The 24,687-nt window shown below is 68.9% G+C and carries 26 protein-coding genes; 11 read left to right on the top strand and 15 right to left on the bottom strand.

What is annotated here, in order from left to right; all coding sequences use genetic code 11:
- Window positions 1–3 precede the first annotated feature (3 nt).
- Genes manB through rfbD form a run of 3 tightly spaced genes read right to left on the bottom strand, consistent with a single transcriptional unit; the run spans window position 4 to window position 2,923 of the window.
- Window positions 4–1,089, bottom strand: coding sequence for a mannose-1-phosphate guanylyltransferase (gene manB, locus AC0B44_RS06710; protein WP_471902153.1), 1,086 nt, complete (start codon window positions 1,087–1,089; stop codon window positions 4–6).
- A complete protein-coding gene (locus AC0B44_RS06715) occupies window positions 1,086–2,006 on the bottom strand; it encodes a glycosyltransferase family 2 protein (RefSeq protein ID WP_471902154.1) in 921 nt (306 codons plus the stop codon). Before AC0B44_RS06715 ends, manB begins: the two co-directional genes overlap by 4 nt.
- Window positions 2,007–2,065: 59 nt before the next feature.
- A complete protein-coding gene (gene rfbD / locus AC0B44_RS06720) occupies window positions 2,066–2,923 on the bottom strand; it encodes a dTDP-4-dehydrorhamnose reductase (RefSeq protein ID WP_471902155.1) in 858 nt (285 codons plus the stop codon).
- A 338-nt stretch (window positions 2,924–3,261) separates the two neighbouring features.
- Here rfbD and AC0B44_RS06725 point away from each other — a divergent pair, with 338 nt between their 5' ends.
- Both AC0B44_RS06725 and AC0B44_RS06730 read left to right on the top strand, forming a co-directional pair.
- Entirely contained in the window at window positions 3,262–4,758 is a 1,497-nt protein-coding gene (locus AC0B44_RS06725; RefSeq protein WP_471902156.1) for an LCP family protein, read from the top strand.
- Between the two features lie 58 nt (window positions 4,759–4,816).
- A complete protein-coding gene (locus AC0B44_RS06730; RefSeq protein WP_471902157.1) occupies window positions 4,817–5,527 on the top strand; it encodes a TIGR03089 family protein in 711 nt (236 codons plus the stop codon).
- Between the two features lie 7 nt (window positions 5,528–5,534).
- On the opposite strand, the gene AC0B44_RS06735 is transcribed toward AC0B44_RS06730, so the two are convergent.
- The 7 genes from AC0B44_RS06735 to AC0B44_RS06765 form a co-directional block, all read right to left on the bottom strand.
- Window positions 5,535–5,939 (bottom strand): hypothetical protein, encoded by a 405-nt coding sequence (locus AC0B44_RS06735; protein ID WP_471902158.1) that lies wholly within the window; start codon window positions 5,937–5,939, stop codon window positions 5,535–5,537.
- 129 nt (window positions 5,940–6,068) lie between these two features.
- Window positions 6,069–8,507: an ABC transporter permease gene (locus AC0B44_RS06740; protein WP_471902159.1), complete on the bottom strand. Its 2,439-nt coding sequence runs from the start codon at window positions 8,505–8,507 to the stop codon at window positions 6,069–6,071.
- On the bottom strand, window positions 8,504–9,283 hold the full coding sequence (locus AC0B44_RS06745) for an ABC transporter ATP-binding protein (RefSeq protein ID WP_471902160.1): 780 nt from the start codon (window positions 9,281–9,283) through the stop codon (window positions 8,504–8,506). The genes AC0B44_RS06740 and AC0B44_RS06745 overlap by 4 nt, the downstream gene beginning before the upstream one ends.
- Before the next feature lie 114 nt (window positions 9,284–9,397).
- Window positions 9,398–10,108 (bottom strand): response regulator transcription factor, encoded by a 711-nt coding sequence (locus AC0B44_RS06750; protein ID WP_471902318.1) that lies wholly within the window; start codon window positions 10,106–10,108, stop codon window positions 9,398–9,400.
- A 1-nt stretch (window position 10,109) separates the two neighbouring features.
- The gene (locus AC0B44_RS06755) at window positions 10,110–11,294 is read right to left on the bottom strand and encodes a sensor histidine kinase (RefSeq protein ID WP_471902161.1); all 1,185 of its coding nucleotides are present in this window, start codon (window positions 11,292–11,294) and stop codon (window positions 10,110–10,112) included.
- 11 nt (window positions 11,295–11,305) lie between these two features.
- Window positions 11,306–11,818 (bottom strand): 5-(carboxyamino)imidazole ribonucleotide mutase, encoded by a 513-nt coding sequence (gene purE, locus AC0B44_RS06760; RefSeq protein WP_471902162.1) that lies wholly within the window; start codon window positions 11,816–11,818, stop codon window positions 11,306–11,308.
- Window positions 11,811–13,085, bottom strand: a complete 1,275-nt coding sequence (locus AC0B44_RS06765; RefSeq protein WP_471902163.1) for a 5-(carboxyamino)imidazole ribonucleotide synthase — start codon at window positions 13,083–13,085, stop codon at window positions 11,811–11,813. The genes purE and AC0B44_RS06765 overlap by 8 nt, the downstream gene beginning before the upstream one ends.
- A 190-nt stretch (window positions 13,086–13,275) precedes the next feature.
- Between AC0B44_RS06765 and AC0B44_RS06770 the strand changes: the two genes are divergently transcribed.
- Window positions 13,276–13,806, top strand: a complete 531-nt coding sequence (locus tag AC0B44_RS06770) for a GtrA family protein (RefSeq protein WP_471902164.1) — start codon at window positions 13,276–13,278, stop codon at window positions 13,804–13,806.
- Window positions 13,807–13,833: 27 nt separating this feature from the next.
- On the opposite strand, the gene AC0B44_RS06775 is transcribed toward AC0B44_RS06770, so the two are convergent.
- The 4 genes from AC0B44_RS06775 to AC0B44_RS06790 are packed head-to-tail and all read right to left on the bottom strand — an operon-like array spanning window position 13,834 to window position 17,334.
- On the bottom strand, window positions 13,834–15,141 hold the full coding sequence (locus AC0B44_RS06775; protein WP_471902165.1) for a sensor histidine kinase: 1,308 nt from the start codon (window positions 15,139–15,141) through the stop codon (window positions 13,834–13,836).
- A gap of 12 nt (window positions 15,142–15,153) precedes the next feature.
- Window positions 15,154–15,837, bottom strand: a complete 684-nt coding sequence (locus tag AC0B44_RS06780; RefSeq protein WP_471902166.1) for a response regulator transcription factor — start codon at window positions 15,835–15,837, stop codon at window positions 15,154–15,156.
- Window positions 15,838–15,874: 37 nt separating this feature from the next.
- Entirely contained in the window at window positions 15,875–16,438 is a 564-nt protein-coding gene (locus AC0B44_RS06785) for a PH domain-containing protein (RefSeq protein ID WP_471902167.1), read from the bottom strand.
- Window positions 16,439–16,488: 50 nt separating this feature from the next.
- A complete protein-coding gene (locus tag AC0B44_RS06790) occupies window positions 16,489–17,334 on the bottom strand; it encodes a biotin--[acetyl-CoA-carboxylase] ligase (protein ID WP_471902168.1) in 846 nt (281 codons plus the stop codon).
- 116 nt (window positions 17,335–17,450) lie between these two features.
- On the opposite strand from AC0B44_RS06790, the gene AC0B44_RS06795 reads away from it, so the two are divergent.
- The 5 genes from AC0B44_RS06795 (at window position 17,451) to AC0B44_RS06815 (ending at window position 21,428) form a co-directional block, all read left to right on the top strand.
- Entirely contained in the window at window positions 17,451–19,091 is a 1,641-nt protein-coding gene (locus AC0B44_RS06795) for an acyl-CoA carboxylase subunit beta (RefSeq protein WP_471902169.1), read from the top strand.
- Between the two features lie 64 nt (window positions 19,092–19,155).
- Window positions 19,156–19,497 carry an acyl-CoA carboxylase subunit epsilon gene (locus AC0B44_RS06800; RefSeq protein ID WP_471902170.1) on the top strand — a complete coding sequence of 114 codons (342 nt, stop codon included), beginning with the start codon at window positions 19,156–19,158 and terminating at the stop codon, window positions 19,495–19,497.
- 1 nt (window position 19,498) lies between these two features.
- On the top strand, window positions 19,499–20,161 hold the full coding sequence (locus AC0B44_RS06805; protein ID WP_471902171.1) for a Maf family protein: 663 nt from the start codon (window positions 19,499–19,501) through the stop codon (window positions 20,159–20,161).
- 42 nt (window positions 20,162–20,203) lie between these two features.
- A complete protein-coding gene (locus tag AC0B44_RS06810) occupies window positions 20,204–20,785 on the top strand; it encodes a hypothetical protein (protein WP_471902172.1) in 582 nt (193 codons plus the stop codon).
- 1 nt (window position 20,786) lies between these two features.
- Window positions 20,787–21,428, top strand: a complete 642-nt coding sequence (locus AC0B44_RS06815; protein ID WP_471902173.1) for a DUF6308 family protein — start codon at window positions 20,787–20,789, stop codon at window positions 21,426–21,428.
- On the opposite strand, the gene AC0B44_RS06820 is transcribed toward AC0B44_RS06815, so the two are convergent.
- The gene (locus tag AC0B44_RS06820) at window positions 21,415–21,837 is read right to left on the bottom strand and encodes a group III truncated hemoglobin (RefSeq protein WP_471902174.1); all 423 of its coding nucleotides are present in this window, start codon (window positions 21,835–21,837) and stop codon (window positions 21,415–21,417) included. The genes AC0B44_RS06815 and AC0B44_RS06820 overlap by 14 nt on opposite strands.
- A gap of 63 nt (window positions 21,838–21,900) precedes the next feature.
- Between AC0B44_RS06820 and AC0B44_RS06825 the strand changes: the two genes are divergently transcribed.
- Genes AC0B44_RS06825 through AC0B44_RS06835 form a run of 3 tightly spaced genes read left to right on the top strand, consistent with a single transcriptional unit; the run spans window position 21,901 to window position 24,653 of the window.
- Window positions 21,901–22,794 carry a sulfurtransferase gene (locus AC0B44_RS06825; RefSeq protein WP_471902175.1) on the top strand — a complete coding sequence of 298 codons (894 nt, stop codon included), beginning with the start codon at window positions 21,901–21,903 and terminating at the stop codon, window positions 22,792–22,794.
- A complete protein-coding gene (locus AC0B44_RS06830) occupies window positions 22,791–23,204 on the top strand; it encodes a SufE family protein (protein WP_471902176.1) in 414 nt (137 codons plus the stop codon). Before AC0B44_RS06825 ends, AC0B44_RS06830 begins: the two co-directional genes overlap by 4 nt.
- 21 nt (window positions 23,205–23,225) lie before the next feature.
- Window positions 23,226–24,653, top strand: a complete 1,428-nt coding sequence (locus tag AC0B44_RS06835) for a condensation domain-containing protein (protein ID WP_471902177.1) — start codon at window positions 23,226–23,228, stop codon at window positions 24,651–24,653.
- Window positions 24,654–24,687: the final 34 nt, after the last annotated feature.

Here is a 24,687-nt window from a genome sequence, read left to right on the forward strand (position 1 = left end):
CCCTCACACGTCCGTGCTGAACCGGATGCCCCCGTCCGGGAGTTTCACCCCCGGCCACACCCGCGCACCGCGCAGGAGTTCGCATCTCGCCCCGACGTCGGCGCCGTCACCGATCACACCGTCGCGGATCAACGCCCGCGGGCCGACGCGCACGCCGAAGCCGATGATGGTCCGTTCGATCACCGCACCGGCTTCGATCCGGGCGCCGTCGAAGATCACCGCGCCATCCAGTCGTGCGCCCGCACCGATCTCCGCTCCCCGGCCCACGACCGTGCCACCGATCAGCAGTGCCCCGGGACCGACCGAGGCGCTCGGATGCACCAGCGACTCACCACGGGGCCCCTCCAGGGCCGGCGACGGAGCGATCCCGCGCACCAGGTCGGCGGAACCGCGCACGAAATCCTCCGGAGTTCCCATATCGCGCCAGTACGCGGCGTCGACGTGCCCGAAGACACGCTTGCCCTCGGTGAGCAGCGCCGGAAAGACCTCCCGCTCCACCGAAACCGGCCGTCCCTCCGGGATCTGCTCGATGATCTCCCGGCGGAACACGTAGCAACCGGCGTTGATCTGGTCCGTCGGCGGATCCTGGGTCTTCTCGAGGAACGCCGTCACGCGTCCGTCTTCGTCGGTCGGCACACATCCGAACGCGCGCGGATCGCCGACCCGCACCAGGTGCATCGTCACGTCCGCCTCGTTGCGCACGTGGGTGTCGAGCACGGCGCCGAGGTCGGTGCCTCCGAGGACGTCGCCGTTGAACACCATGACGTGTTCGCCGCGCAACTTTGGCAGTACGTTGCGGATACCGCCGCCGGTTCCGAGAGGCTCGGATTCGGTCACGTACTCGATCTCGAGCCCGAAGTCCGATCCGTCGCCGAAGTGGTCCTCGAACACCTCCGCCTTGAACGACGTGCCCAGCACCACGTGCTTGATCCCGGCCTCACGGATCCGTGCGAGCAGGTGGACGAGAAACGGCACCCCGGCGGTCGGCAACATCGGCTTCGGCGCCGACAGCGTGAGCGGACGCAGGCGTGTTCCCTTGCCGCCCACCAGAATCACCGCATCGGTATGCGGTGCTGCAGCACTGGTCATCGTCTCCCCTGTTTCGTGTCGTTGCCGGACGCAGCGCCGGGCTCGGCGCTTTCCTTGGTGCGTTCACGAACCGCAGCCGCGACGGCGAGCTTCGAGCGCACGAACAGTCCGCCGCGCAGTGCCCATCGCAGCGGCGCCTGCCACCGGTGTGGGTGCCGGTCGGCCTGGAACCGGTACGCGCTCTCGTGATGTGCGGGAAGCATGAGTTCGGGATGTCTCCCGGCGGCATGTCCCTTCGCGTGAGTGACGTGTGACGACGGCACGAAGACGTTGAGCCATCCGGAGCGGCCCAGCCGGTCGCCGAGGTCCACGTCTTCCATGTACATGAAGTAGCGCGAGTCGAATCCGCCCACGGCATCGAACGCGGAGCGTCGCAGCAGCAGACACGATCCGGACAGCCAGCCCACGGGTCGCTCGCTGATCTCCTCGTTCTCCTGGCGGTACCGCTGCGTCCACGGGTTCGCGGGCCACACCGTGCCGAGGAGCGCGTGCCCGGCGCCCGACACCAAAGTCGGGACGGTGCGGGCGGACGGGTAGATGCTGCCGTCGGGTTCGTGGATCAGCGGACCGAGCGAACCCGCACGCGGCCACCGGCCGGCGGCCTCGATTAGCGCGTCGAGAGAGCCCGGCTCCCACCTGACGTCAGGGTTGGCGACCACCACGAACTCGACCGACGAATCGATTTCGGCGACGGCCCGGTTGACCGCGCCGCCGTAACCGATGTTGCCGCCCGTGCGCAGAAGCTCGACGTTCGGATGCGCGACCGCCGCCGCCTCCGGCGTGCCGTCGGTCGACCCGTTGTCGGCCATGATCACCCGTGTCGGGCGCTCGGTCGCTCCGGCGAGCGAAGTCAGGAAGTTCTCGAGGTGCTCGCCGGGCGAGTACGTCACCGTCACCACGGCCAGCGTCGAATCCACGCGGGCAACCATAGCGACCTGCTCGGTGTGGGGCGAAACACAGGTTGCGCACCCGCATGTCATCCGCGCGTGTCCAGCGCTTCGATGGCAGCGTGCAGGGCCTCCCGCCACGGCCGCAGAGGCGTCAGGCCGGCGGCGGCCCACGCGTCACCGGCGAGCACCGAATACGAGGGCCGCGGCGCGGGCCGCACGAACTCGTCGCTCCCGCACGGCTGCACCCTGGCCGGATCGGCTCCGACCTCCTCGAACACGGCCTGCGCGACGTCGAACCACGTGGCGTCGCCCCCGTTGGTGGCGTGCAGCACCCCACCCGGAAGTTGCGTGCGTCCGGCGAGTTCGAGCAGTGCGTCGGCGAGGTCGTGTGAATAGGTCGGCGAGCCGCGCTGGTCGTCGACGACCCGCACGGTCTCGCGTTCCCGCTCGAGCCGGCGCATGGTGGCGACGAAATCCGCACCTTCTCCCGTGTACACCCAGGCGGTGCGCACCACGTGCGCCGAGGGCAGCGCGCTCAGCACGGCATGTTCCCCGGCGAGCTTGGTGCGTCCGTAGGCGGTGCGCGGACCGGTGGCGGCGTCCACGCCGTACGGTTCGGTGGCGTCACCGGCGAACACGTAGTCGGTGGAGACATGGATCAGATGCGCACCCTTGTCCGCGCACGCGGCGGCGAGCACCCCGGGTCCCGTCCCGTTGACGGCCGCGGCACGGTCCTCGTCCGTTTCCGCAGCATCGACTGCGGTGTAGGCGGCGCAATTGATCACCACCGCACCCGGCTCGACAGCCGCCGCAGCGGCAGCCGGATCGGTGATGTCGAGTTGTGTGGAATCGAGGCCTCGAATGGGTACCCCTGCCGCAGCGGCACGCGCGCGGAGCGCACTGCCCAACTGTCCGTGGGATCCGGTGACGAGAAGGGTAGGCACGCTGTGAAGTCTGGCACGACGGAGTGGTGTAGGCCCGGGGAGGACCCGCCCCAGTAGCCTTCAAGGAGGGAGAGCCCGGACACTCCCCACCAGCCCACCCGACAGCGATACACCGACAGGAGCACCAGGTGCCGCCAGAGCCGCCCCGCCGCCGTACCGGCGGGCGACGCCCGACGGCCGGACGCCGCGACCGCGCGGGGAGCCCGCCGCCCGCAGCCGGGGGCGAACCGGCGGCGGAGTCCGGCAGACGCGCCCGCAGGCCCCGCGGGAGCGCAAGGCGCGGCCGGGCCCCTGCGGCCGCCGCTGTTGCTGCTCCACGTGTCTTCACAGGGCGTCCGTTGCAGGTCGTCGTCGCGGTCGCCGCGGCCCTGGCACTCGTCGTGACGGGTGTCGCCTGGCAACAGATCGACTCACTGCGCTCGTCACTGGCCGCGATCGGCGGTCTCGGACTCGGCGGCGGCGACGAGGACGGCGCCGTCGACATCCTGTTGGTGGGCACCGACAGCCGCACCGACGCTCACGGCAATCCGCTCTCCCAACGCGAACTCGACGCGTTACGTGCCGGCGAGGAAGTCGCCAACAACACCGACACGATCATCTTGATCCGGGTGCCGAACGACGGTCGTTCGGCGACAGCGTTGTCCATCCCGCGCGACACGTACGTCGAGGTTCCCGATATTGGCATGTCCAAGATCAATGCCGCGTACGGCGCAACCAAGGAAACGACCCGCCTCGAGTTGGTCGAATCGGGCACCGACGACGCGAAGGCGGAAACCGACTCGACGAAAGCCGGACGCGAAGCACTCATCGAGTCCGTCGCCGACCTGACGGGCGTCACCGTCGACCATTACGTGGAAGTCGGGTTGCTCGGCTTCGTGCTGCTGACCGACGCGGTCGGCGGGGTGGACGTGTGCCTCAACTCGGCCGTCGACGAACCTCTCTCCGGCGCGCGGTTCGACGCCGGTACCCAGACGCTCGAGGGCGCGGATGCGCTGAGCTTCGTCCGTCAACGCCACGACCTGCCGCGCGGTGACCTCGATCGGATCGTTCGCCAGCAGGTGTTCATGGCCTCGCTCGCCCAGAAGGTCCTCAGCGCGAAGACCCTGAGCAACCCGTCGAAGGTGAGTCAGCTGACGGCGGCGGTGCAGCGATCGGTGGTGCTCGACTCCGATTGGGACATCATGGATCTCGCGACCCAGTTGCAGGGCCTCGCCGGGGGTGATGTGACGTTCTCGACGATCCCGGTGGAAGACATCAATGCGATGACCGACTACGGCGAATCGGTGGTGCAGGTCGACCCCGACGAGGTACGCGACTTCGTAGCGGGACTCATCGGGCGCGCTCCCGACGATCGCCGCTCCGAGGACGACGCCACCACCTCGGCGAAGCCGGCACCGGACATCGATCCGTCCACGGTCACCGTCGACGTCACCAATGCGGGCGACGTGGCCGGTCTCGCCTCGGTGGTCTCGGCCGAACTCTCGTCCGAGGGTTACCTCGAGGGCGAGGTCGGCAACTACACCGGCGCGACGGTCCGGTCCTCGGTCGTCTACGGCGCCGACGCCGATTCCGACGAAACACTCGCGGTGGCCGCTGCGCTCGGAGGCCTCGATACCGACACCGATCCGACGCTCGACCCGGGCACGGTGCGCGTCGTGCTCGCCGGTGACTACACCGGGCCCGGTACGTCGTCCTTCACCGGTTCCGGGTCTGGTTCGAGTTCGACGACCACGTCGAACTCGGCGGGTCTGACCCCCGCGGGCGGCACCGCCACCCCTGCCCCGGCGTCCCCTCCGATCGACGCCGGATCGGACGGCCCGCGGTGCGTGAACTGACCGCGCCGCCGCCCACCCACGCGACGAAGACTCCGACCGCCCGAAGAACGAGGTAGATGTGACCACCCTGACCGACGCTCTGCTCGACCCGATCCTCTCGTCCGACCCTGCCGGGCCACGTATCACCTGGTACGACGACGCAACGGGAGGCCGGATCGAACTGTCGGCGATCACGCTGGCGAACTGGGCCGCGAAGACCGCGAACCTGCTGCGTGACGAATTCGGAACAATGCCCGGCGCGCGCGTGGCGGTGCTTCTGCCCGCGCACTGGCAGACCGCAGCGGTGCTTCTCGGCACGTGGTGGGCGGGCGCCGAGGTCGTCCTCGAACCCGCCGACGAAGCGGAGGTCGCGCTCGTGACTCCCGGGCGTCTTTCCGAGGTCGACCACGTCGCGGAAGTGGCGGCACTGTCGCTGGACGCGTTCGGCGCGCCGGTCAAGGATCTGCCCGCAGGCGTCACCGACTACGCGACGAACGTCCGCGTGCACGGTGACCAGTTCCGCTCGGCGGGTGACGGTGGCGTCGCGCTCGACGGCCGTTCCGCCGCAGATGTTCTCGCGGCGGCGCGACTCGCTGCGTCGAACGCCGGGATCGGCGGCGGCGACCGGGTGCTCTCGTCGCGGTCGTGGGAGACGCCCGACGACCTGATCGCCACCCTGCTCGCGGTGCTCGCGGCAGGCGCGTCGCTGGTGCAGGTCTCGAACCCCGACCCGGCCGCCGAGGAACGGCGGGTCGCGAGCGAGAAGGTGACCGTACGTCTCGACGGGTGAGCGCCCGCTAGTCGCAAGGCGGTTCGTCGCGGGTCCGGTAGCCGCCGTCCGCGAGACCGGCTTCGATCTCGAACTTGTTGCGGGAGCCGGGGTTACGGATTTCCTCCCACCAGTACCGCACCGCGAATGCGAGGCCGTAGCGCGCCCACTGGTCGGCGTGTACGGCCTCGTGCCGCACCACCCGGCGGGTCGGGCGGGCGCAGGTGAGGAACACCCCGCCCACGGTCGTACCCGAGCGCGCGAAGCCGCCGCGCATTCCCGTGCAGACGTAGATGCCGTACCCGTCGTCGAAGGTCACCGTGCCGCCCCACAGTTTCGCCCAGCGCAGCGCCGCCGCGGTGGCGATACGCACCGACGGCACACCCCGCGATGCACGCACCGCTCGGCTCGGAACCCCGCGTTCGTCACGCACGTTCCGAGCCTAGCGATCGGGCGGATCGGCCACCCGGAGTGCTGCCAACCGGTCAGTGCTGCTGACCGATCAGTGCCGCTAACCGGTCTGGGCCGCTAACCGGTCTGGGCCGCTAACCGGTCTGGGCCGCTAACCGCTCAGGGCCGCCACCGGAGACACCCGTCCGGCGCGGTGTGCGGGGATCAGCGACGCAACCACACCCGCAATGCCGCCGGCCGCCACAACGGCGAACAGTTGCCCCCACGGCACGCCGCCCGGCGTGAGATGACCCGCCCCGATCACGGACGCGGTTCCGGCGGCACCGAGCAGCAGACCCAGCGCGACCCCCAGCACCGACGCGACGCCCGCGATGATCAGGCCTTCCCGGATCAGCAGACTCCGCACCCCGGCGCGGGACAGGCCCAGCGCGCGCAACATCCCGGTCTCACGGCGTCGTTCCAGCACGGACAACGCCATGGTGTTTCCGACACCGATGATCGCGATCAGGACCGCGATCGACAGCAGGCCGCCCACGATCAGCAACATCGTGTCGAACACCTTCCCGAGCATCTGCCTGTTCGCCACTGCACCCGAGACCTCGCTGCCGGGTGCGATCTCGGTCGCCGCCCGCTCGACCTCCTCCGACAGGGCGACGAGTCCGTCGTCCGTCAGACCGTCGTCCGAACGCAGCCACACGGTGTCGGCGGTCGCGGTGGCGACGGTCTCGAGGTCGGCGAGCGTGACCAGTTCGGGCACACCGGCATCGGTCACCGCGACGGTCAGTTCGCGTGCCCCGACGTCGCCTCGGACCGTGATCGCCTCACCGTCGCCCACTCCGAGGGTCTCGGCGGCCGAACGCCCGAGCGTGATCGTTCCGGGCTCCGGCAACCGGATGTCGATTCGGACAGCTGAGGCGATTGTCGCCGGATCCACTCCCAGCACGGAGAATTCGGTGTCGCCGAGGTCGACGGTCGTGCGGGCGACCGTGGTACCCGAGCGAATGCCGTCGAGCGCGACGAACCGGTCCACCGCACCGCCCGATGCGTCGGGCACAGGCGTCACCGCGAAGTCGACAGGAAGGTTCTCGTCGATCACCATCGGCGCTCCCGCCTCGAGCGTGCCGATGCCCACCACGATCGTGGAGGTCAGTGTCACGCCGATGAACAGTGCGGTCGCGGTCGACGCGGTGCGCCGCGGGTTGCGGCGTGCGTTACCTGCGGCGAGCGCGGCAACCGGACCGCCGAACCGTGCAAGTGCCTGCCCCGCTGCCCCGACCAGCGCGGGGACGATGCGGCGCGAGGAGAGGATGACGCCTACGAACAGCAGCAACCCACCCGGACACGCGATCAGCACGTTGACGGTCGCAACTCCGATCGCGAGGAGCGCCGAACCACCGACGAGGGCAAGGAACCCACACGCCCTGCGGATCCAGGAGTCGCGGACCGGTTCCGATTGCGTTTCGAGCGGATGCAACGCGGCCATCGCGGACACGCGCGTCGCGGCCCGCGCGGGACCGTACGCGGCCACCGCTGTCATCACGGTGCCGACGACCAGGCCCAGGCCGATCGTGCCGGGCCTCACCGCGACGGAGGTGAGGGGAATCGGCACCTCCGCCGCACGCGCCCCCACGACGACCATCGCGGCGAGACCGTATCCGGCCAGCACACCGAGGATCGCGGAGACGAAGCCGACGATCACGGACTCCGCGCCCACACTGCGGCGAACCTGCGCCGAAGTGACACCGACACAGCGCATCAGGGCGAACTCGCGCGTCCGGGCCGCGAGCACGACCGCGAAGGTGTTGGCGATGACCATTCCGGCGACCACCACGGCGATGGCAGCGAAACACAGCAGAACGTTGCGTAGAAGTTCGATGTCGCCGACGTAGCTTCCGGCTACAGCGCTCGCCCGGTCGGCACCGGTCGAGATCTCGGCACCGGGAATCGCCGCAGCGAGTGCGTCCGTGAGCGCGGAGCCTCCCTGGCCGGCGACCCTCACCTCCCAGTCGATGTACTCCCCTACCCAGGCCCGGACCTGTGTGGAGTCGCCGAACACGAGACGTGGATCCAGCGCCCAGGGTGATCCGGCGAGGTCGATGGTGCCCACCACCTCGACTTGCGTGGGCACGGGGTCGCCGTCGATCCGGGTGAGCGTCAAGGTGTCACCGATGGCGGCGCCGGCGGTCGCGCCCACCACGACCTCGTCGGCTTCCGTCGGCCAGCGGCCGTCGGCGAGTTGCTGCCAGCGCAGAGACGGGTCGCGGGCCAGCGTCGATGCGGTGCTGAAACTGCCGCTGTCCCAGCCGGTGATCCGGACGGGACCCGATACATCGAGAGAGGACGACTCCACGCCGGGGACTGCCGAGATCGCGGTGAGCACCCCTTCGGGGTCGAGATCGGACCCGGATTCGGTGACGACCGCGGCGACGCCCTCGTACTGCGCGGCGGTGAATTTGGTGATCGCGGCGTCGACGGTGCTGCCGAGGACGAGAGTGGCGACGACGAAGGCCACCGCGACAACGACGGCAAGGGCGGATGCAACGTATCTGCCGCGGTGCGCCCGCGCTTGGGCGAGAACGAGGTGCCTCATCCGACCGACACCGGGCCCACGCTCAGATCGCGCATCGTTTCCAGGACGGAATCCGCTGTGGGATCGGAGATTTCACCGGCGAGTCGGCCGTCGGACAGGAGGACGACGCGGTCGGAGTACGACGCGGCGACCGGATCGTGGGTCACCATCACGACGGTCTGCCCGGTGTCGCGCACACTCGACCTCAGCAGCGACAGCACCTCGGCTCCCGACTGGGAATCGAGGTTGCCGGTCGGTTCGTCGGCGAAAATGACGTCGGGCTTCGCGAGCAACGCCCGCGCGACCGCGACCCGTTGCTGTTGCCCGCCCGACATCTCGTGCGGTAGATGGTCCAGTCGTTCGGTGAGACCGAGACGGCCGATCACCTCGTCGAACCAGTCGGGCGCCGGGCGGGTTCCGGCCAGACGCATCGGCAGCAGCACGTTGTCGCGGGCGGTGAGTACGGGGAGAAGGTTGAACGCCTGGAAGACGAACCCGATGCGGTCCCGCCGCAACGCGGTCAGGACCGCATCCGACGCGGCGCTGATCTCGACGTCGCTCCGATTCCCGTCGCCGTGCAGGATCACACGCCCCGCGTCGACCTCGTCCAGGCCGGCGAGCGCGTGCATGAGAGTGGACTTACCGGATCCGGACGGACCCATGATCGCGGTGAACCGGCCGCGTTCGAAGGTGACGGAAACCCCGTCGAGGGCACGCACTTCGGCGTCGCCGCGACCGTACACACGCACAACGTCGTGCGCCGAACACGCCGGCGGAAAAGGATCGGATGTTGTCATGGTTCGACCGTAGGAATACGCCGCCGCCGGCACATCGGAGCGCGGCACCATCCTCATGCGGACCGGGGTCATGCCACGGTAGGACACACCGCCGCGCCGGGTCCGACCGTGGGCCTACTCGCTCGCGTCGAGCAATTCGTCGGGACGCACCAGACCGGCCCGGAACGCAAACAGCACCGCTTGCACCCGGTCGCGGGAGCGTGTCTTCGCGAGCACCCGGCCCACATGGGTTTTCACTGTTGCCTCCGACAGCACGAACCGATCGGCGATCTCGCCGTTGGTCAGCCCGTGCGCCATCGCCACGAGGACCTCGAGTTCACGGGGCGTCAGGTCGTCGGGAACCTCCGTCCGCGTAGTCGGCTGGGCTGATCCGTCGAGGATCGGAGAGATGTGCCGGAGCAACCGCCGCGTCGCGCGGGGGGCCATGATCGCGTCACCCCGGTACACCGTCCGCACCGCGTCGAGCAGGTCCTCGGGAGGCGCGTCCTTGAGCAGGAATCCGCTGGCTCCGGCAGCGATCGCCTGCACGACGTATTCGTCGTTGTCGAAAGTGGTGAGTACGACCACCTTCGGTGGTTCCGGTTCGGCGAGCAACGTCCGGGTTGCCGAGATCCCGTCGACCCGGGGCATCTGCACGTCCATCAGGACGACGTCGGCGTGCACCCGGGCGAGTTCGGCCACGGCCGCCGCGCCGTCGGACGCCTCGGCCACCACTTCGATGTCGGGCTGCGATTCGAGGACCATGCGGAACCCCGCGCGGACGAGTTGCTGGTCGTCGACGAGCGAGACGCGGATCGGTACTGCGGGATGGGACACGTCGATCAGCCTAGGTCGGGAGTGTGACGCGGACACGGTACCCACCACCGTCTCGCACGCGCGGCCCGGCCACGGCAGTGCCTCCGTGCAACCGTGCCCGCTCGTCGATGCCGGTGAGCCCCTGGCCTCCGGGCCGAGACTCGACGAGCGCGGCCGCGCCCCGGCCGTCGTCGACGATCTCCACGACGAGGCGGTCTGGGTGCCAGTCCAGGGTCACGTCGGCGTGTGCGCTCGGTCCGGCGTGTTTGAGCACGTTCGTCAGCGACTCCTGAACGATGCGGTACACGGACAGGCCGAGCCCGTCGGACACCTCGCGGGGCGTTCCGGTCTCGGTGAACGTAACGTCGAGGCCACTGGCGCCCATCCGGTCGATCAGGGCGCCGAGATCGCCGAGGCCCGGCGTCGTGGTGAACTCGCGGCGCGAGTCCTCGCGCAGGACCGACAGCAACGACCGCATGTCCGTCAGGGCGCTGCGGCCCGTCTCGGAGATGGTGGCGAGCACCTCCGCGGCCGCCTCCGGGCGCTGCGCGGCGGCATACCGTCCCCCGTCCGCCTGCGCGATGATCGCGGTCAGCGAATGGGCGACGATGTCGTGCATCTCCCGCGCGATCCGGGTGCGTTCCTGGGTGGCGGCGAGTTCCGCTTCCTTGAGCCGCTCGAGTTCGAGCAGCCGGTTCCGTTCGGTCAGCGACGTCACCTCGCGCAGGCGCAGGCCACGCACGCGCCCGAACGCCCAGATCCCGCCCAGGAAGACCGCGCCCAGCACCACCATGACAGCGATGTCGAGCCGTGTGCTGCCGGGCGGGGCCAGATAGCGCGCCCCGGCACCGGCACCTCCGGCGAGCGCGGCGACGAGGGCGGTGTTCGCCGCCCAGCGCGGGGCGTAGGCGGCGAGCGTGTACACCGCTATGGGAACTGCGACCACGGGCGCAGGACCCAGGTCCGGCAGGATCACGAGATGTACGCACGCGGCGGCAGTGACGATCCCGCCTGCAGCGACCGGATACCGGCGCCGCCACACCAGCGGGACGGACATCGCGACGGCGATCGCCACGACCGTCGGGGAACTCTCGTCCACGGCCAGGGCCGTGGTGACGGCGAACAGGATCACCGGCAGGGCGAGCAGCGCGTCGATCGTCCCTACATGGGACCGGGACCAGCGATTCCACCGTTCCGCCAGCGGCGTCGTCCGCACGGTGTGGCCTGTCAGCCGAGCAGCTTGCGGCGCAGCGCGTCGTCCTTTTCGAGCACCATCTCCTCGAGCCCGGACTGGAACCGCTCCATCTGCGCGCGCAGCGCGGGATCGGAAGCACCGAGGATGCGCGTCGCGAGCAGACCGGCGTTGCGCGCTCCCCCGATGGAGACCGTCGCGACGGGGACACCCGCGGGCATCTGCACGATCGACAGCAGCGAATCCATGCCGTCGAGGTACTTCAGCGGCACCGGAACACCGATCACCGGCAGCGGCGTCGCCGACGCGACCATGCCGGGCAGATGTGCCGCACCGCCGGCACCGGCGATGATCACCTTGATTCCCCGGCCGGCCGCATTCGCGGCGTAGTCCAGCATGCGTTGCGGCGTGCGGTGCGCGGAGATCACGCCCACCTCGAACCGGACGCCGAATTCGGCGAGCGCTTCGGCGGCCGCTTCCATCGTCGGCCAGTCGGAGTCGCTGCCCATGATCAGCCCGACTTGTGCGCCCTGCGACACGTCACTCACCGTTCTCTCCCGTGTGTTCGTTCCAGCCGTCGGTCCAGACCGCGTGCGAAAGCCAGTGCGCCGCCCGTTCGGCGCGCTCACGCACAGCCGCGACGTACGCCGGGTCGTCGATCGATCCGTTCGGATCGCCGAGCAGGTTGACGTGCCCGATCTTGCGGTCCTTGCGCTCACCCTTGCCGTAGAGGTGGACCCTCGCGTCGGGCATCCGGGCGAACAGGTGGTGCAGACGCTCGTCCATGCTCATCTCCGGAGCCTCGGCGGCGCCGAGGACGTTGGCCATGACCGTGACGGGCGCGAGGGGCGTGGTGTCGCCGAGTGGGTAGTCGAGGACTGCGCGCAGATGCTGTTCGAACTGGCCGGTGCGCGCACCGTCCATTCCCCAGTGGCCCGAGTTGTGCGGGCGCATCGCGAGTTCGTTGACGATCAGTTCGCCGGAGCGCGTCTCGAACAGTTCGACGGCCATGACACCGGCGACACCCAGTTCGCCCGCGATGCGCAGGGCGAGTTGTTCGGCCGCCGTCGCGACGTCGGCGGGCAGATCGGGTGCGGGTGCGATGACGACGGCACACTGCCCGTCGCGCTGGACCGTCTCGACCACGGGCCACGACGCGCCCTGGCCGAACGGTGAGCGGGCGACCATGGCGGACAGTTCGCGCTTCCACTCGATCTTCTCTTCGGCGAGAAGCGGCACACCGGCAGCGAGTTGTTCGGCGACGACACGCTCGAGTTCGGCGTGATCGTCGAGAATCCACACGCCACGCCCGTCGTATCCGCCGCGGGCGGCCTTGAGTACGTACGGGTGACCGAGGGTCTCGGTCGCGGCGAGCGCATCGTCGACGGAGGTGATCTCCGCGAACTTCGGCATCGGGGCGCCGAGCGCGCCGAGTCGCTTACGCATCGCGATCTTGTCCTGGGCGAAGATCAGCGCCTGCGGCGGCGGCAGCACGTTCACGCCTTCCCGCTGCAGCACCTCGAGATGCTCGGTGGGCACACCCTCGTGGTCGAACGTGAGGGCATGGGCGCCGGTCGCGGCGCGGCGCAGAGCGTCGAGATCGTTGTGGCTCCCCAGGACGACGTCCGGGCTGACCTGGGCCGCGGGCTCGTCCGCGGTGCCGGAGAGAACGCGCAGGGTCTGGCCGAGGGCGATCGCGGCCTGATGGGTCATCCGGGCGAGCTGGCCCCCACCGATCATGGTGACGACCGGCATACCGCCGGTGCGCGCGCGAGGAGCGTCGGATCTGGGGGACGATTCGGGTCTGCCGGTCACGGCTATCCATGTTGTCACAGCACGTCGAGCGCTTCTTGCAGCGGTGTCACAGCACGTCGCGGGCGCTGCGCGAGCACCGCCGCGCGGAGGGCGCGGTCACCTCCCGCGGGCACCCGGTGAACCTGTGGCGTGGCTGATAGTTTCTCGCAAGGTTCGTGGATTCACGCAAATGTTTCGTAGACTTCTCCGAGTGTCATTCGTTGATGAAACCCTGAACAGAGTTCCGCAGCCCCTTCGGGACTTGTTGGTTCGTCACCGCGAGCTGGTCAAGTTCGCGATCGTCGGCGGGACCACGTTCGTCATCGACTCCACGATCTTCTACACCCTCAAGCTCACGGTCCTGTCGGAGAAGCCCGTGACCGCCAAGATCATCGCCGGTGTCGTGGCGGTGCTCTGCTCCTACATCCTCAACCGGGAGTGGTCGTTCAAGAATCGTGGCGGCCGCGAGCGCACGCACGAGGCGTTCCTGTTCTTCTTCGTCAGCGGCATCGGGGTGGTCCTTTCCTTCATCCCGCTGTACATCTCGAGTTACGTGTTCAACCTGCGGGTTCCCGAAGTGAGCCTCACGGTCGAGAACATCGCCGACTTCTTCAGCGCGTACATCATCGGCAATCTGCTGCAGATGATGTTCCGCTTCTACTGCTTCCGGCGGTTCGTCTTCCCCGAGGAGATGACCCCCGACGACGTGCCCGGCGAACTCACCGACGACCCGCGGACCTGACGTCTCCGGCGCGGGAACGCGCCGCACTCATCTCGGTTCCCGCGCGGCACCGGCCTCCGGTGTTTCGCGATCTTTGCTTGCGCCCAGGAACAACGCGAACAGTGCCGGCCTGCGACGCTGAAGTTCGAGCCGGCCGCCGTCCGCTTCGACGAGCGCCCGGGCGAGTGCGAGACCCAATCCGGTCGAGCCGCCACCGGAGAATCCGCGCTCGAAGATGTGCGGTGCCAGGTCGTCGGACACGCCCTCACCCTCGTCGCTGACCTCCACGCACACCGTCGCGTCACCGCGCGTGGCCACGTACCTCACCGACACGGTGCACGTCCCGCCGCCGTGGACGAGCGCATTGTCGACGAGTACGGCCACGGCCTCACGCAAACGGGATCCGGTCACCGGTGAGCGAAGTGCCGGGTCGCCGCTCAGCACCAGTTCTCGGCCTGCCTCCTGGAACGGGCCGCGCCAGTCCGCGATCACGCCGGTGAGGTCGCCCACCACCGAGACCTCCGTCCGGAGTTCGGCCGCGCTGTTGCGCGACTGCCGGACCAGGTCGGTGATCGCGCTGGTGAGCCGGTCCACCTGGGCCATCGCTTCCTCGGCTTCCTCGACGACCGCGGGATCGTCGTGGGTGGACAGTTCGTCGAGACGCAGCCGGACCGCCGTCATGCGCGACCGCAACTGATGGGAGACGTCGCCGACCAGTCCGTGTTCGCGCTGGAGCCGATTGGAGATCTCCACGGCCGCGGCGTCGAGCACATCGGAGACCCGGTCGAGTTCGGGAATGCCGTGCCGGCGCGGCACGGGCCGGAAGTCTCCCTCGCCCAGCCGGGCAGCGCGACCCGCGACGTCCCGGAGCGGGTCTGCGAGCCGGCGTGCGGTCGCGACCGCGACCAGCGCGCCGACGGCAACCGAGAGCAGCACCAGCAACGTCACCGCCGCGAGCACCTGCTGCTGGAGCGTGCGCAGGCTTTCCGAGGGCACCTCGATCCGCAACGACCCCGACGTGCCCATCGACAGCGATTCCACGATCGGGGACTCCACGACGGGCGCGCCGATGTCGAGGCGGGCCGCGATGTTCTCCGGGGTGGGGTAGACCACCACGACCCGGCCGTCCGCCGGCACGAGCAGCCGGAGAGAACTGGTGTCGAGCCCGCCGACGATCAGGCCGGCGGTGCCTTCCTGGGCGATGATCTCGTCGGCCATCCGCCCGAGGCGGGCCTGCAGGTCGCGGCGCGCGGTGTCCTCCACGAAGAGGTAGGCGGTGTACGCCAGCGGGACACCGAGCAGCAAGGCGACGAGCAGGACGGTGGCCATCACCGCATTGAGGATGCGACTTCGCACGTGAGCGGGCCGCTAGTCGGTGTTCAGACGGAATCCGACGCCGCGCACCGTCGCGATGCGTCGTTCCCCCGCGGGGCCCTCGTCGCCGATCTTCCGGCGCAGCCACGACATGTGCATGTCGAGGGTCTTGGACCCGCGGAGGTCGGTGTCGCCCCATACCTCTTCGAGGATGACGTCGCGCGAGACCACCTGTCCGGCGTGTTCGAGCAATACCCGCAGCAGTTCGTATTCCTTGTTGGCCAGCGCCACCTCGGACCCCTCGACCAGAACGCGCCGGGCGGCGCGCTCGAGCCGGATCCCGGACACGTCGACTACGTCTTCCTGTTCGCCGGAACCTCGGCGCCGCAGCAGTGCGCGCACCCGTGCCATCAATTCGGCGAGCCGGAACGGTTTGCCGACGTAGTCGTCGGCGCCGGCGTCGAGCCCTACGACGAAGTCGACTTCGTCGGTGCGGGCGGTGAGCATCAGTACGGCGAGTTCGGAGCGGTCGGCACGGATCTGTCGGCACACCTCCAGGCCGTCCATCCCGGGCAGGCCCAGATCGAGGATGAGGAGGTCGTAGTCGCCCGAGAGGGCGCGCTCGAGAGCCACCGGTCCGCTGTGTTCGACCGTCACCTCGTATCCCTCGCGGCCGAGGGCGCGCGACAGCGGTGCCGCGATGGCTTCGTCGTCTTCGGCGAGTAGAACGGCAGTCACGGGTTCAGCGTACGGACGATTGGCGCGCTTGTCGGGATTACCACGCTTTGCGCCGGGTGTCCCCTTCGTGTGGATGCCGCAGGCCGTGTCGTTCCCCGTCGTTGCGGTCGTGCGCGTCGAACGCCTGCTGGTAGAGCAGGGCGTGGACCTGCTGCACGTCGGGAATGTCGTCGAACTCGAGCGGGTCGTCGGCGGCCGAGACCACCACCAGGGTTCCGGTGCGCAGCATCCGGTCGACGAGACCGTGCCGGAACTGCACGTTGCTGATCCGGCCCATCGGAATGTCGATGCCGGTGTGGGTAAGGACGCCGGTGCGCACCAGCACCCGCCGGTCGGTGACGATGAAGTGGGTGCTGAGCCAGCCGACGAGGGGGATGAGGCAGCGCCACCCGACCAGTACGGCCCACAACAGCAGGATGGCGACACTCAGGACGGTTGCGGCAGCTCCGTCGAGTTGCGCCTGCACCACCCCGAGCAGGAATCCGGCGAGCGGGGTCGCTGCGAGGAGGATCGCTGCCGGAACGATCAGTGCCTTCCAGTGCGGATGACGGTGGAGCAGCAGCTCTTCCCCGGGTGCGAGCGCGTCGTCGGGATATCCCATGGCGCCCACGATGGCACACGCCGGTGCCGGACCGTTCGTCCCCGTCGTCGTCAGGCGGGACGAAGGTGCGTGATGTCGCCCGCCGCCACGGCCACCGGTTCCCCGCCGCCGTCGGGCCGGATCACGAGCCGGCCCAGGTCGTCGACGTCCACGGCGATGCCGTGGAGTTCGGTGTCGCCGGGCAGCACTGCGCGTACCCGCTGACCGATCGTGCCGCACCGCTCGCGGTACGCGGCAGCAGGTCCTGCGGTGTTCCATCCCGCACGTCCCCACGCGCGGATGCGCTCGGCGAACGCCGTGAGCAGGGTTTCCGCGAGCAGCGTCCGATCGAGGTCGGTCGCGTTCTCGAGCAGCAGCGACGTGGCTGTGGGAACCGGGAGTTCTTCGGCGGTGAGACTCACGTTGAGCCCCACCCCGACCACGACAACGGGTTCCGGGGAGGTCGACGCGACCTCCACCAGGATCCCGGCGAGCTTGCGGCCGTCCACCAGCACGTCGTTCGGCCATTTGAGCTGCGCCGGGACTCCCCCGACGGATCGCACGGCGTCGACAGTGGCGATCCCGGCGACGAGCGGCAGCCATCCCAGGTCGCTCAGGGGGCACCCGGGCAGGCGCAACAGCACCGACGCGATGACCTGCGCCGCCGGGACACCGTTCCAGGTTCGTGAGTGCCGGCCGCGGCCGCCGCTCTGGAATTCGGCGAGCAGCACCCGGCGGTCGGCGCCGGTGGCCGCGAGGGCGAGCAGGTCCGCGTTGGTCGAGCCGGTCTCCTCCACGACCTCCACTTGTGTGTAGAACGCTGCGTTTTCCTGCGACGAGAGTGCCCTCTGCAGTCGATCGGCGTCGAGGGATACGCGCAGGGCGGCGACATCTGTCGATTCGTGGGATCCGGCCATGCGCTCAGACTAGGCTCGCGTGATCCGTCCTATCCGCCGGTAGCTTCAGTTCAATAATTCAACACAACCGGGACCGGCGCGGCACAGGTATGTGACGCTCGCTAAGCTGACTGGCCATGACCACTGTCCAGGAGCCCTCCGCGTCCGAGGCGGCGAGTACGCCCGATATTCACACCACCGCCGGCAAGCTCGCCGACCTGCGCAATCGTCAGGCCAAGGCTCAGGCTCCCGTCGGTGAGGCCGCCATCGAGAAGGTGCACGCCAAGGGCAAGCTGACCGCCCGTGAGCGCATCAACGCATTGCTCGACGAAGGCTCTTTCGTGGAGCTCGATGCCCTCGCCCGCCACCGCAGCACCAACTTCGGCCTGGCCGAGAACCGTCCCGTCGGAGACGGCGTCGTCACCGGGTACGGCACCATCGACGGTCGCGACGTCTGCGTCTTCTCGCAGGACGCCACGGTCTTCGGCGGAAGCCTCGGTGAGGTCTACGGCGAGAAGATCGTCAAGGTCATGGATCTCGCGGTGCGCACCGGGCGCCCGCTGGTGGGTATCAACGAAGGTGCCGGCGCGCGTATCCAGGAAGGTGTCGTCTCGCTCGGTCTCTACGGCGAGATCTTCCACCGCAACGTGCAGGCATCCGGCGTCATCCCCCAGATCTCGCTCATCATGGGCCCCGCCGCCGGTGGTCACGTCTACTCCCCCGCCCTCACGGACTTCGTCGTCATGGTCGATCAGACCAGCCAGATGTTCGTCACCGGCCCCGACGTCATCAAGACGGTCACGGGCGAAGACGTGACGATGGAGGACCTCGGCGGCGCGCACACGCACATGGTCAAGTCCGGTGTCGCGCACTACGTCGCAGAAGGTGAGCAGGACGCGCTCGACTACGTCCGCGACCTGCTGTCGTACCTGCCGAGCAACAATCAGGCCGCTGCGCCGCGCACCGCGCCGACCGATCCGATCGACGGGGCTATCGAGGATTCGCTCACCGAGGAAGACCTCGAGCTCGACACGATCATCCCCGACTCCGCGAACCAGCCCTACGACATGCACGAGGTCATCCGCCGTCTCCTCGACGACGACGAGTTCCTCGAGGTCCAGGCGGAGCGCGCCCGCAACATCATCATCGGCTTCGGTCGCATCGACGGCCGCAGCGTCGGCATCGTCGCGAACCAGCCGACGCAGTTCGCCGGCTGCCTCGACATCGACGCCTCCGAGAAGGCCGCCCGCTTCGTGCGGACGTGCGACGCGTTCAACGTGCCCATCGTGACCCTCGTCGACGTGCCCGGCTTCCTGCCCGGCACCGAGCAGGAGTTCAACGGCATCATCCGCCGCGGCGCGAAGTTGCTGTACGCGTACGGCGAGGCGACGGTCGGCAAGATCACCGTCATCACCCGCAAGGCGTACGGCGGCGCCTACGACGTCATGGGCTCCAAGCACATGGGCGCCGACGTCAATCTGGCATGGCCGACCGCGCAGATCGCCGTCATGGGTGCATCCGGAGCCGTGGGCTTCGTCTACCGCAAGCAGCTCAAGGACGCGGCCGCCGCCGGCGAAGATGTCGACGCGTTGCGCCTGCAGTTGCAGAACGAGTACGAGGACACCCTCGTCAATCCGTATATCGCTGCCGAGCGCGGGTATGTCGACGCGGTGATCCCGCCGTCGCACACGCGCGGTCAGATCGTCTCCGCGCTGCGGCTGCTCGAGCGGAAGATGGTTTCGCTTCCGCCGAAGAAGCATGGAAACATTCCCCTGTGACCTCAACGAGAGGGATCCACATGACAGCGACCCAGTTCGCGACGTCGCACACGGGTGGCGCGCAGTGACGGCGACGGCAGAGGACAAGATCATCACCGACACGGAGATCGAAGCGACCGACGCCGTGCCGGTGACCTCCGGAAACGGGCAGGTCACTGCACCGGCCGAGCCGGAACCCGCGGCCGAGGCGGCGGATTCGGCCGATGAGCTCGCCGTTGCGTTGCGGATCGTCAAGGGCAACCCGTCCGACGAGGAGATCGCAGCCCTCGTGTCGGTGCTCGCGGCGGCCGCAGGGTCCGCGGCACCCGAGGGCGACGGCAAGCCGCCCGAGACGTGGGGCGATCCGACGCGGATGCACCGCCAGTGGGCACCGTTCTCCCCGTACTCGTATCCGAACAGAGGCTGAAATGCCCCGCCTGGTGTTGGCATCGGCTTCTCCCGCACGCCTGTCGGTACTGCACGCAGCAGGAGTCAAGCCGCTCGTTCAGGTATCCGGAGTCGACGAGGATGCCGTCGTGGCAGCACTCGAGTCCGGAACCGCACCCGAGGCGGTCGTCACGGCGCTCGCCCGGGAGAAGGCCCTGGCCGTCCTTCCGGCACTCTACGAGAGCGGCTTGAAGGACGCGGTGATCATCGGGTGCGACTCGATGCTGCTCGTCGACGGCGTGTTGCAGGGCAAGCCCGGCACGGCCGAGGTTGCGCGCGAACGCTGGCGGACGATGGCGGGACGAAGCGCCGAATTGCTCACCGGGCACAGCGTGCTCCGGGTCGCGGACGGCGAGCAGGTCGCCGAGGCATCCGCGCACAGCGGCACCGTCGTGCATTTCGGTACACCGACCGAAGAGGAACTCGAGAGCTATCTCGAGAGCGGCGAGCCGCTGGAGGTCGCGGGCGCGTTCACGCTCGACGGTCTCGGCGGCTGGTTCGTCGACAGCATCGAAGGCGACCCGTCGTCCGTGGTGGGCATCGGCTTGCCGTTGGTGCGCCGACTGCTCGCCCAGGTCGACATCTCGGTGGCGCAGTTGTGGACCGAGAACGCGGCCATTCCAATCGAAGCTCTCGAAAACTGATCGGGTTCCGGAGCATCCCCACCACCGAATCCGAGGACTGCCATGAATGACATTGCGGGGTCCGCGACGCGAGAAAGCTTCGTGTTGCTGAGCCAGGACCCCTTCTTCGACGTGGTCGTCGACCTGGTGGCCGGATATCTCGTGTCCGCCTTCGTGGATCCGGCGGAGTGCGAGGTGTCCGGGTGGACATTGACCTGCCTCCCGGCGGCCGGCCGCACCGCGGACCATCAGCGGCTGTTCACGCTGGCCGTCGGTCCGGTCGAAGTGCTCTACATCGAGCGATACATGGAGGACGGCCGGACCGTCGACTACCGCACGGTGCTGACCACGTCCACGTCCGCGCTGACCCAGCAGACCGGGTCGTCTCCGGACGCATTGTCGATGCGGTATCCCCTGCTGAAGTTCCACGAGTCGGACAACGTGGCGACGGACGGCGACGCAGTCGTCATCGACTGGTTCCTCAGCGACGAGGGCGCCGACGAGCAGTTCTTCGCGCTTCCGCTCGACGAGACCACCATCGGCCCGTTGGCCGAGCGTCTCGCCGCGCAGGGCTCCGGCCCGTATGAGGAGTATCACAACCGCTGGTTCGCGCAGCACATCCTCGAAGTCATCGCAGAGGGCTGACATGACGATCCGGCTCCCGAAGGTGCTGGCAACCGCGGACGACGCGGCGGCACTCGACGTGCTCGACCGCTATTTCCGTGTGCCGCTGCCGAAGACCGGACGGCTCCGGAGCGGCGCACTGTGGGACGAGTGGGATCCCTCCGGCACCAGAGGCCGCGACGTCGACGTCTTCACCTCCGACGACCTCGTCGCCGTCACCTTTCTCTCGGTCGAGGTACCGCCCGACGGTGCCGACGTCCTGCTGCGGGAACGACGCGACGAGTTCGCCGCGCTGCTCGCAGCCGTGGGCCCCGACCGGGATCTGGTCGACCAGGCCGACGAGATGACGCCGCAATCTCCTGCGGTGCAACTCGAAACGGCGATGTGGACTGTGCCGGGTGTCGGGCGCACTGTCGCGTCCAAGCTGATCGCGCGGAAGCGTCCACGCCTGTACCCCGTCTACGACCGCGTGGTCGGCGAGGTGCTGGATACGAAGAAAGCCCACGTCGAACCTCTTCGGCAAGCGTTGCGGGACAACGACGGCGCGCTCCATCGGCGTCTCGTCGGGTTGCGTGACCTGGCCGGGCTCCCGGAGTCGGTGTCGGCGCTGCGGGTACTCCACGTCCTCGCGTGGATGCAGCTGAAGGCGCCTACCGCGGTCTGACCTGCCGGTCGTGCCCGAACGAGCTGCGGAGGGAGCGCCCGAGCGAGCGGGCCATGGCCGCCGCCTTCGACTTGGCGCGTTCGGCATGGACTCCCTCGAAGTGCGCGTCGACCGTCTCGGTCCACAACTCCAGCCAGCGCGCGATGCGATCCGGGCCGAGTCCGTGATGGGCGTGCAGTGCCCGGTGCACCGGCAGGAAGGCACCGTCGTACCGGGTGGTGCGGAACAGGATCTGTTCCCAGAAGTCGCCGACGGTGACCAGGTGCTCGTCGAGCCCGACGACAGCAAGTACGTCGAACACCGGCGCAAGGACCTGATCCCCGAGGGCCCGCTCGTAGAACCGTCGCACCAGGACGTCGATGTCGGCGCGACAGCGGAGATCCGGGCGGGGGGATCGACTGCGCGTCACGTCCTCGAACGCTACCGCCTAGAATCGACTGCGCACCTGCCACCACTGCCCCAGGAGCTCTTAGTGCCCGTCGCACCCGATAGCAACTCGTCGTTCGCCGCCTACGCGGATCCCGCTCGTCTCGTGTCGACCGAGTGGCTCTCGGCCCACCTCGGGCATCCCGAGATGAAGGTCGTCGAATCCGACGAAGACGTGCTGCTCTACGACGTCGGGCACATTCCGGGCGCCGTGAAGATCGACTGGCATCTCGACCTCAACGATCCGGTGACCCGCGACTACATCGACGGCGAACAGTTCGCCGCGCTGATGGATCGCAAGGGCATCCGCCGCACCGACACCGTGGTGATCTACGGCGACAAGTCGAACTGGTGGGCCGCGTACGCGCTGTGGGTGTTCACTCTCTTCGGTCACGAGGACGTCCGGCTCCTCGACGGCGGGCGCGACGCGTGGATCTCGGAGAACCGCGACACCACCCTGGAGATCCCGTCGTCGACGGCGAGCGGCTATCCCGTCGTCGAACGCAACGACACTCCGATCCGCGCCTTCAAGGACGACGTGCTCGCGCACCTCGGTGAGGTTCCGCTCGTGGACGTCCGCTCGCCGCAGGAGTACACGGGCGAGCGCACCCACATGCCGGACTACCCCGAGGAAGGCGCCCTGCGCGGCGGTCACATCCCGACGGCGATCTCCATTCCGTGGGCGAAGGCCGCTGCTCCGGACGGACGTTTCCGCTCGCGCGCCGAACTCGACGAGATCTACTCGGGTGTGGACAAGAACGCCGATGTCATCGCGTACTGCCGGATCGGCGAGCGGTCCAGCCACACCTGGTTCGTGCTCACGCACCTGCTCGGATACCCGCATGTGCGCAACTACGACGGTTCGTGGACGGAGTGGGGCAACGCGGTGCGCGTGCCCATCGTCCGGGGCGACGAGCCGGGAACAGCAGCGGTCGCATGAGCATTCCCGCACCCCTCGCAGAGATCGTCGACGACTTCGCTGCCGTCGACGGTCAGGACAAACTCCAGCTGCTCCTCGAGTTCAGCCGCGAACTGCCGCCGCTGCCTCCCGAACTGGAGGAGGCGGCGATGGAGCCCGTGCCCGAGTGCCAGTCGCCGCTGTTCCTCTCGGTCGACGCGGCCGACCCCGGCAGCGTGACACTGCATTTCAGTGCTCCCGCCGAGGCTCCCACCACGCGCGGATTCGCGTCGATCCTGCACCAGGGACTCGACGGGCTCAGCGCGAAGGAGATCCTCGAGGTTCCGGACGACTTCTACTCCGCGCTGGGCCTGGCCGACGCCGTCAGCCCGCTGCGGTTGCGCGGCATGAGCGCCATGCTGGCGCGCATCAAGCGCCACCTGCGCGCTTGAGCCCGCGGTAGTCCGGGTCCGATGCAGTTCACCGAGTTGGCCGACTACCCCATTGCGGCAGGAGTCCTGACGGAATGGCTGCCGTGCGCACCCGAAGACGCGTGGAAGCAGGACAGCCGACCGGCCTCCTATATCCACGAAGCTCATTTGAGGCGTTCCAGCGGTGCCCGTTACGGAGGCGGCCGGGAATCGTGGCTCGGCACCGCGTTCGAGATCGACGGCGAGATCGACCCCGAGAAGTTCCGCGTCGCACTACAGCGCTGGATCGATCGGCACGAACCCCTGCGCAGCCACACGAGCCTCTCCGACCCCGATCGGGCGGACAGCCCGCTCGTGCGCCGGACCGTGCCGCCGGGCAAGATCTCGGTCCGCTGCATCCGTCATGATCCGAGCGACCCCGACACCATCCGCGACCACCTGCACGGACTGTTCGACGACTACACCACCCCGCACCACTGGCCCGCGTACGTGTTCGCGACGCTCGAACGGCCCGGCCCCGCACCGTGTTTCACCGTGTTCTTCGGCGCGGATCACTCCATCATCGACGGCTACTCGATCGTGCTCGTCGCCCACGAGATCACCGCTTTGTACGAAGAGGAACGAACCGGCCGGCCCGCGGCGCTGTTCCCGGTCGGCAGTTACATCGATTTCGGCGCCGCCGAACGCGACGGGTCCGAACGACTCGACGACAAGCACGAAGCCGCGCGGATCTGGCAGCACACGCTGAAGGTGTGCGGCGGCCACGCACCGTCGTTCCCGCTACCCATCGGACCCCGTCCCGCGCACCCGTTCCCGCAGCAACGCGCGGCGGAACGCTGGTTCGACGACGCGCAGGCGTCGGTGTTCGCGGCGCGGTGCCGCGACGCGGGCGCCGGGTTCTTCGCCGGCGTACTCGCGTGCCTCGGTGCGGCGACGCGCGAACTGGCGGGTGTGGACAATTTCCGTGTCATCGCGCCCTCCCACACCCGGACGGGACCGATGTGGGCGGGCGCGCTGGGGTGGTTCGTCGGCCTGCGTCCGGTCGACCTCGACCTCACGGGGACAACGGATTTCGTCATCCTGACTGCTCGCGCCGCGCGCGAACTCCGTCGCACCCGTGCCGGTGCGCTCGTGCCGTTCGACCGGATCGGGGAGTTGCTCGGCGTGCCGATCAGGCCGAGATTCGTCGTGTCCTACATGGACGTTCGGTTCGTGCCGATGGCTGCGCAGTGGCCGGAATGGAACGCGCGAGCGCTCCGCAGCCGCAGCTTCGCCCACGACGTCTACATCTGGATCAACCGGACGCCGGAGGGCGTGAACATGTCGGCTCGTTTCCCCGACAATCCCGTCGCGGCGGCGAACGTACTCCGCTTCCTTCACCGGACCCGTGAACTGATGTCCGACGTGGTGGCATCCCCGCCACGGGCCGCCGGAGGCCCGGATCCGGGGGTCTCACCTACCGGCGAGTAGCGTTGCAAGCTCGAGGGCGCACCGTAATGTGTAG

The organism is Rhodococcus sp. NPDC019050 (genome assembly GCF_055664235.1).

Excerpts from the sequence above, each read along its gene's own strand:
- manB (WP_471902153.1), bottom strand. The coding sequence starts at position 1,089 with ATGACCAGTGCTGCAGCACCGCATACCGATGCGGTGATTCTGGTGGGC.
- AC0B44_RS06745 (WP_471902160.1), bottom strand. The coding sequence starts at position 9,283 with ATGACAACATCCGATCCTTTTCCGCCGGCGTGTTCGGCGCACGACGTT.
- AC0B44_RS06810 (WP_471902172.1), top strand. The coding sequence starts at position 20,204 with ATGAATGACATTGCGGGGTCCGCGACGCGAGAAAGCTTCGTGTTGCTG.
- AC0B44_RS06815 (WP_471902173.1), top strand. The coding sequence starts at position 20,787 with ATGACGATCCGGCTCCCGAAGGTGCTGGCAACCGCGGACGACGCGGCG.
- AC0B44_RS06805 (WP_471902171.1), top strand. The coding sequence starts at position 19,499 with ATGCCCCGCCTGGTGTTGGCATCGGCTTCTCCCGCACGCCTGTCGGTA.
- AC0B44_RS06740 (WP_471902159.1), bottom strand. The coding sequence starts at position 8,507 with ATGAGGCACCTCGTTCTCGCCCAAGCGCGGGCGCACCGCGGCAGATAC.
- AC0B44_RS06795 (WP_471902169.1), top strand. The coding sequence starts at position 17,451 with ATGACCACTGTCCAGGAGCCCTCCGCGTCCGAGGCGGCGAGTACGCCC.
- AC0B44_RS06835 (WP_471902177.1), top strand. The coding sequence starts at position 23,226 with ATGCAGTTCACCGAGTTGGCCGACTACCCCATTGCGGCAGGAGTCCTG.
- AC0B44_RS06785 (WP_471902167.1), bottom strand. The coding sequence starts at position 16,438 with ATGGGATATCCCGACGACGCGCTCGCACCCGGGGAAGAGCTGCTGCTC.
- AC0B44_RS06790 (WP_471902168.1), bottom strand. The coding sequence starts at position 17,334 with ATGGCCGGATCCCACGAATCGACAGATGTCGCCGCCCTGCGCGTATCC.
- AC0B44_RS06830 (WP_471902176.1), top strand. The coding sequence starts at position 22,791 with ATGAGCATTCCCGCACCCCTCGCAGAGATCGTCGACGACTTCGCTGCC.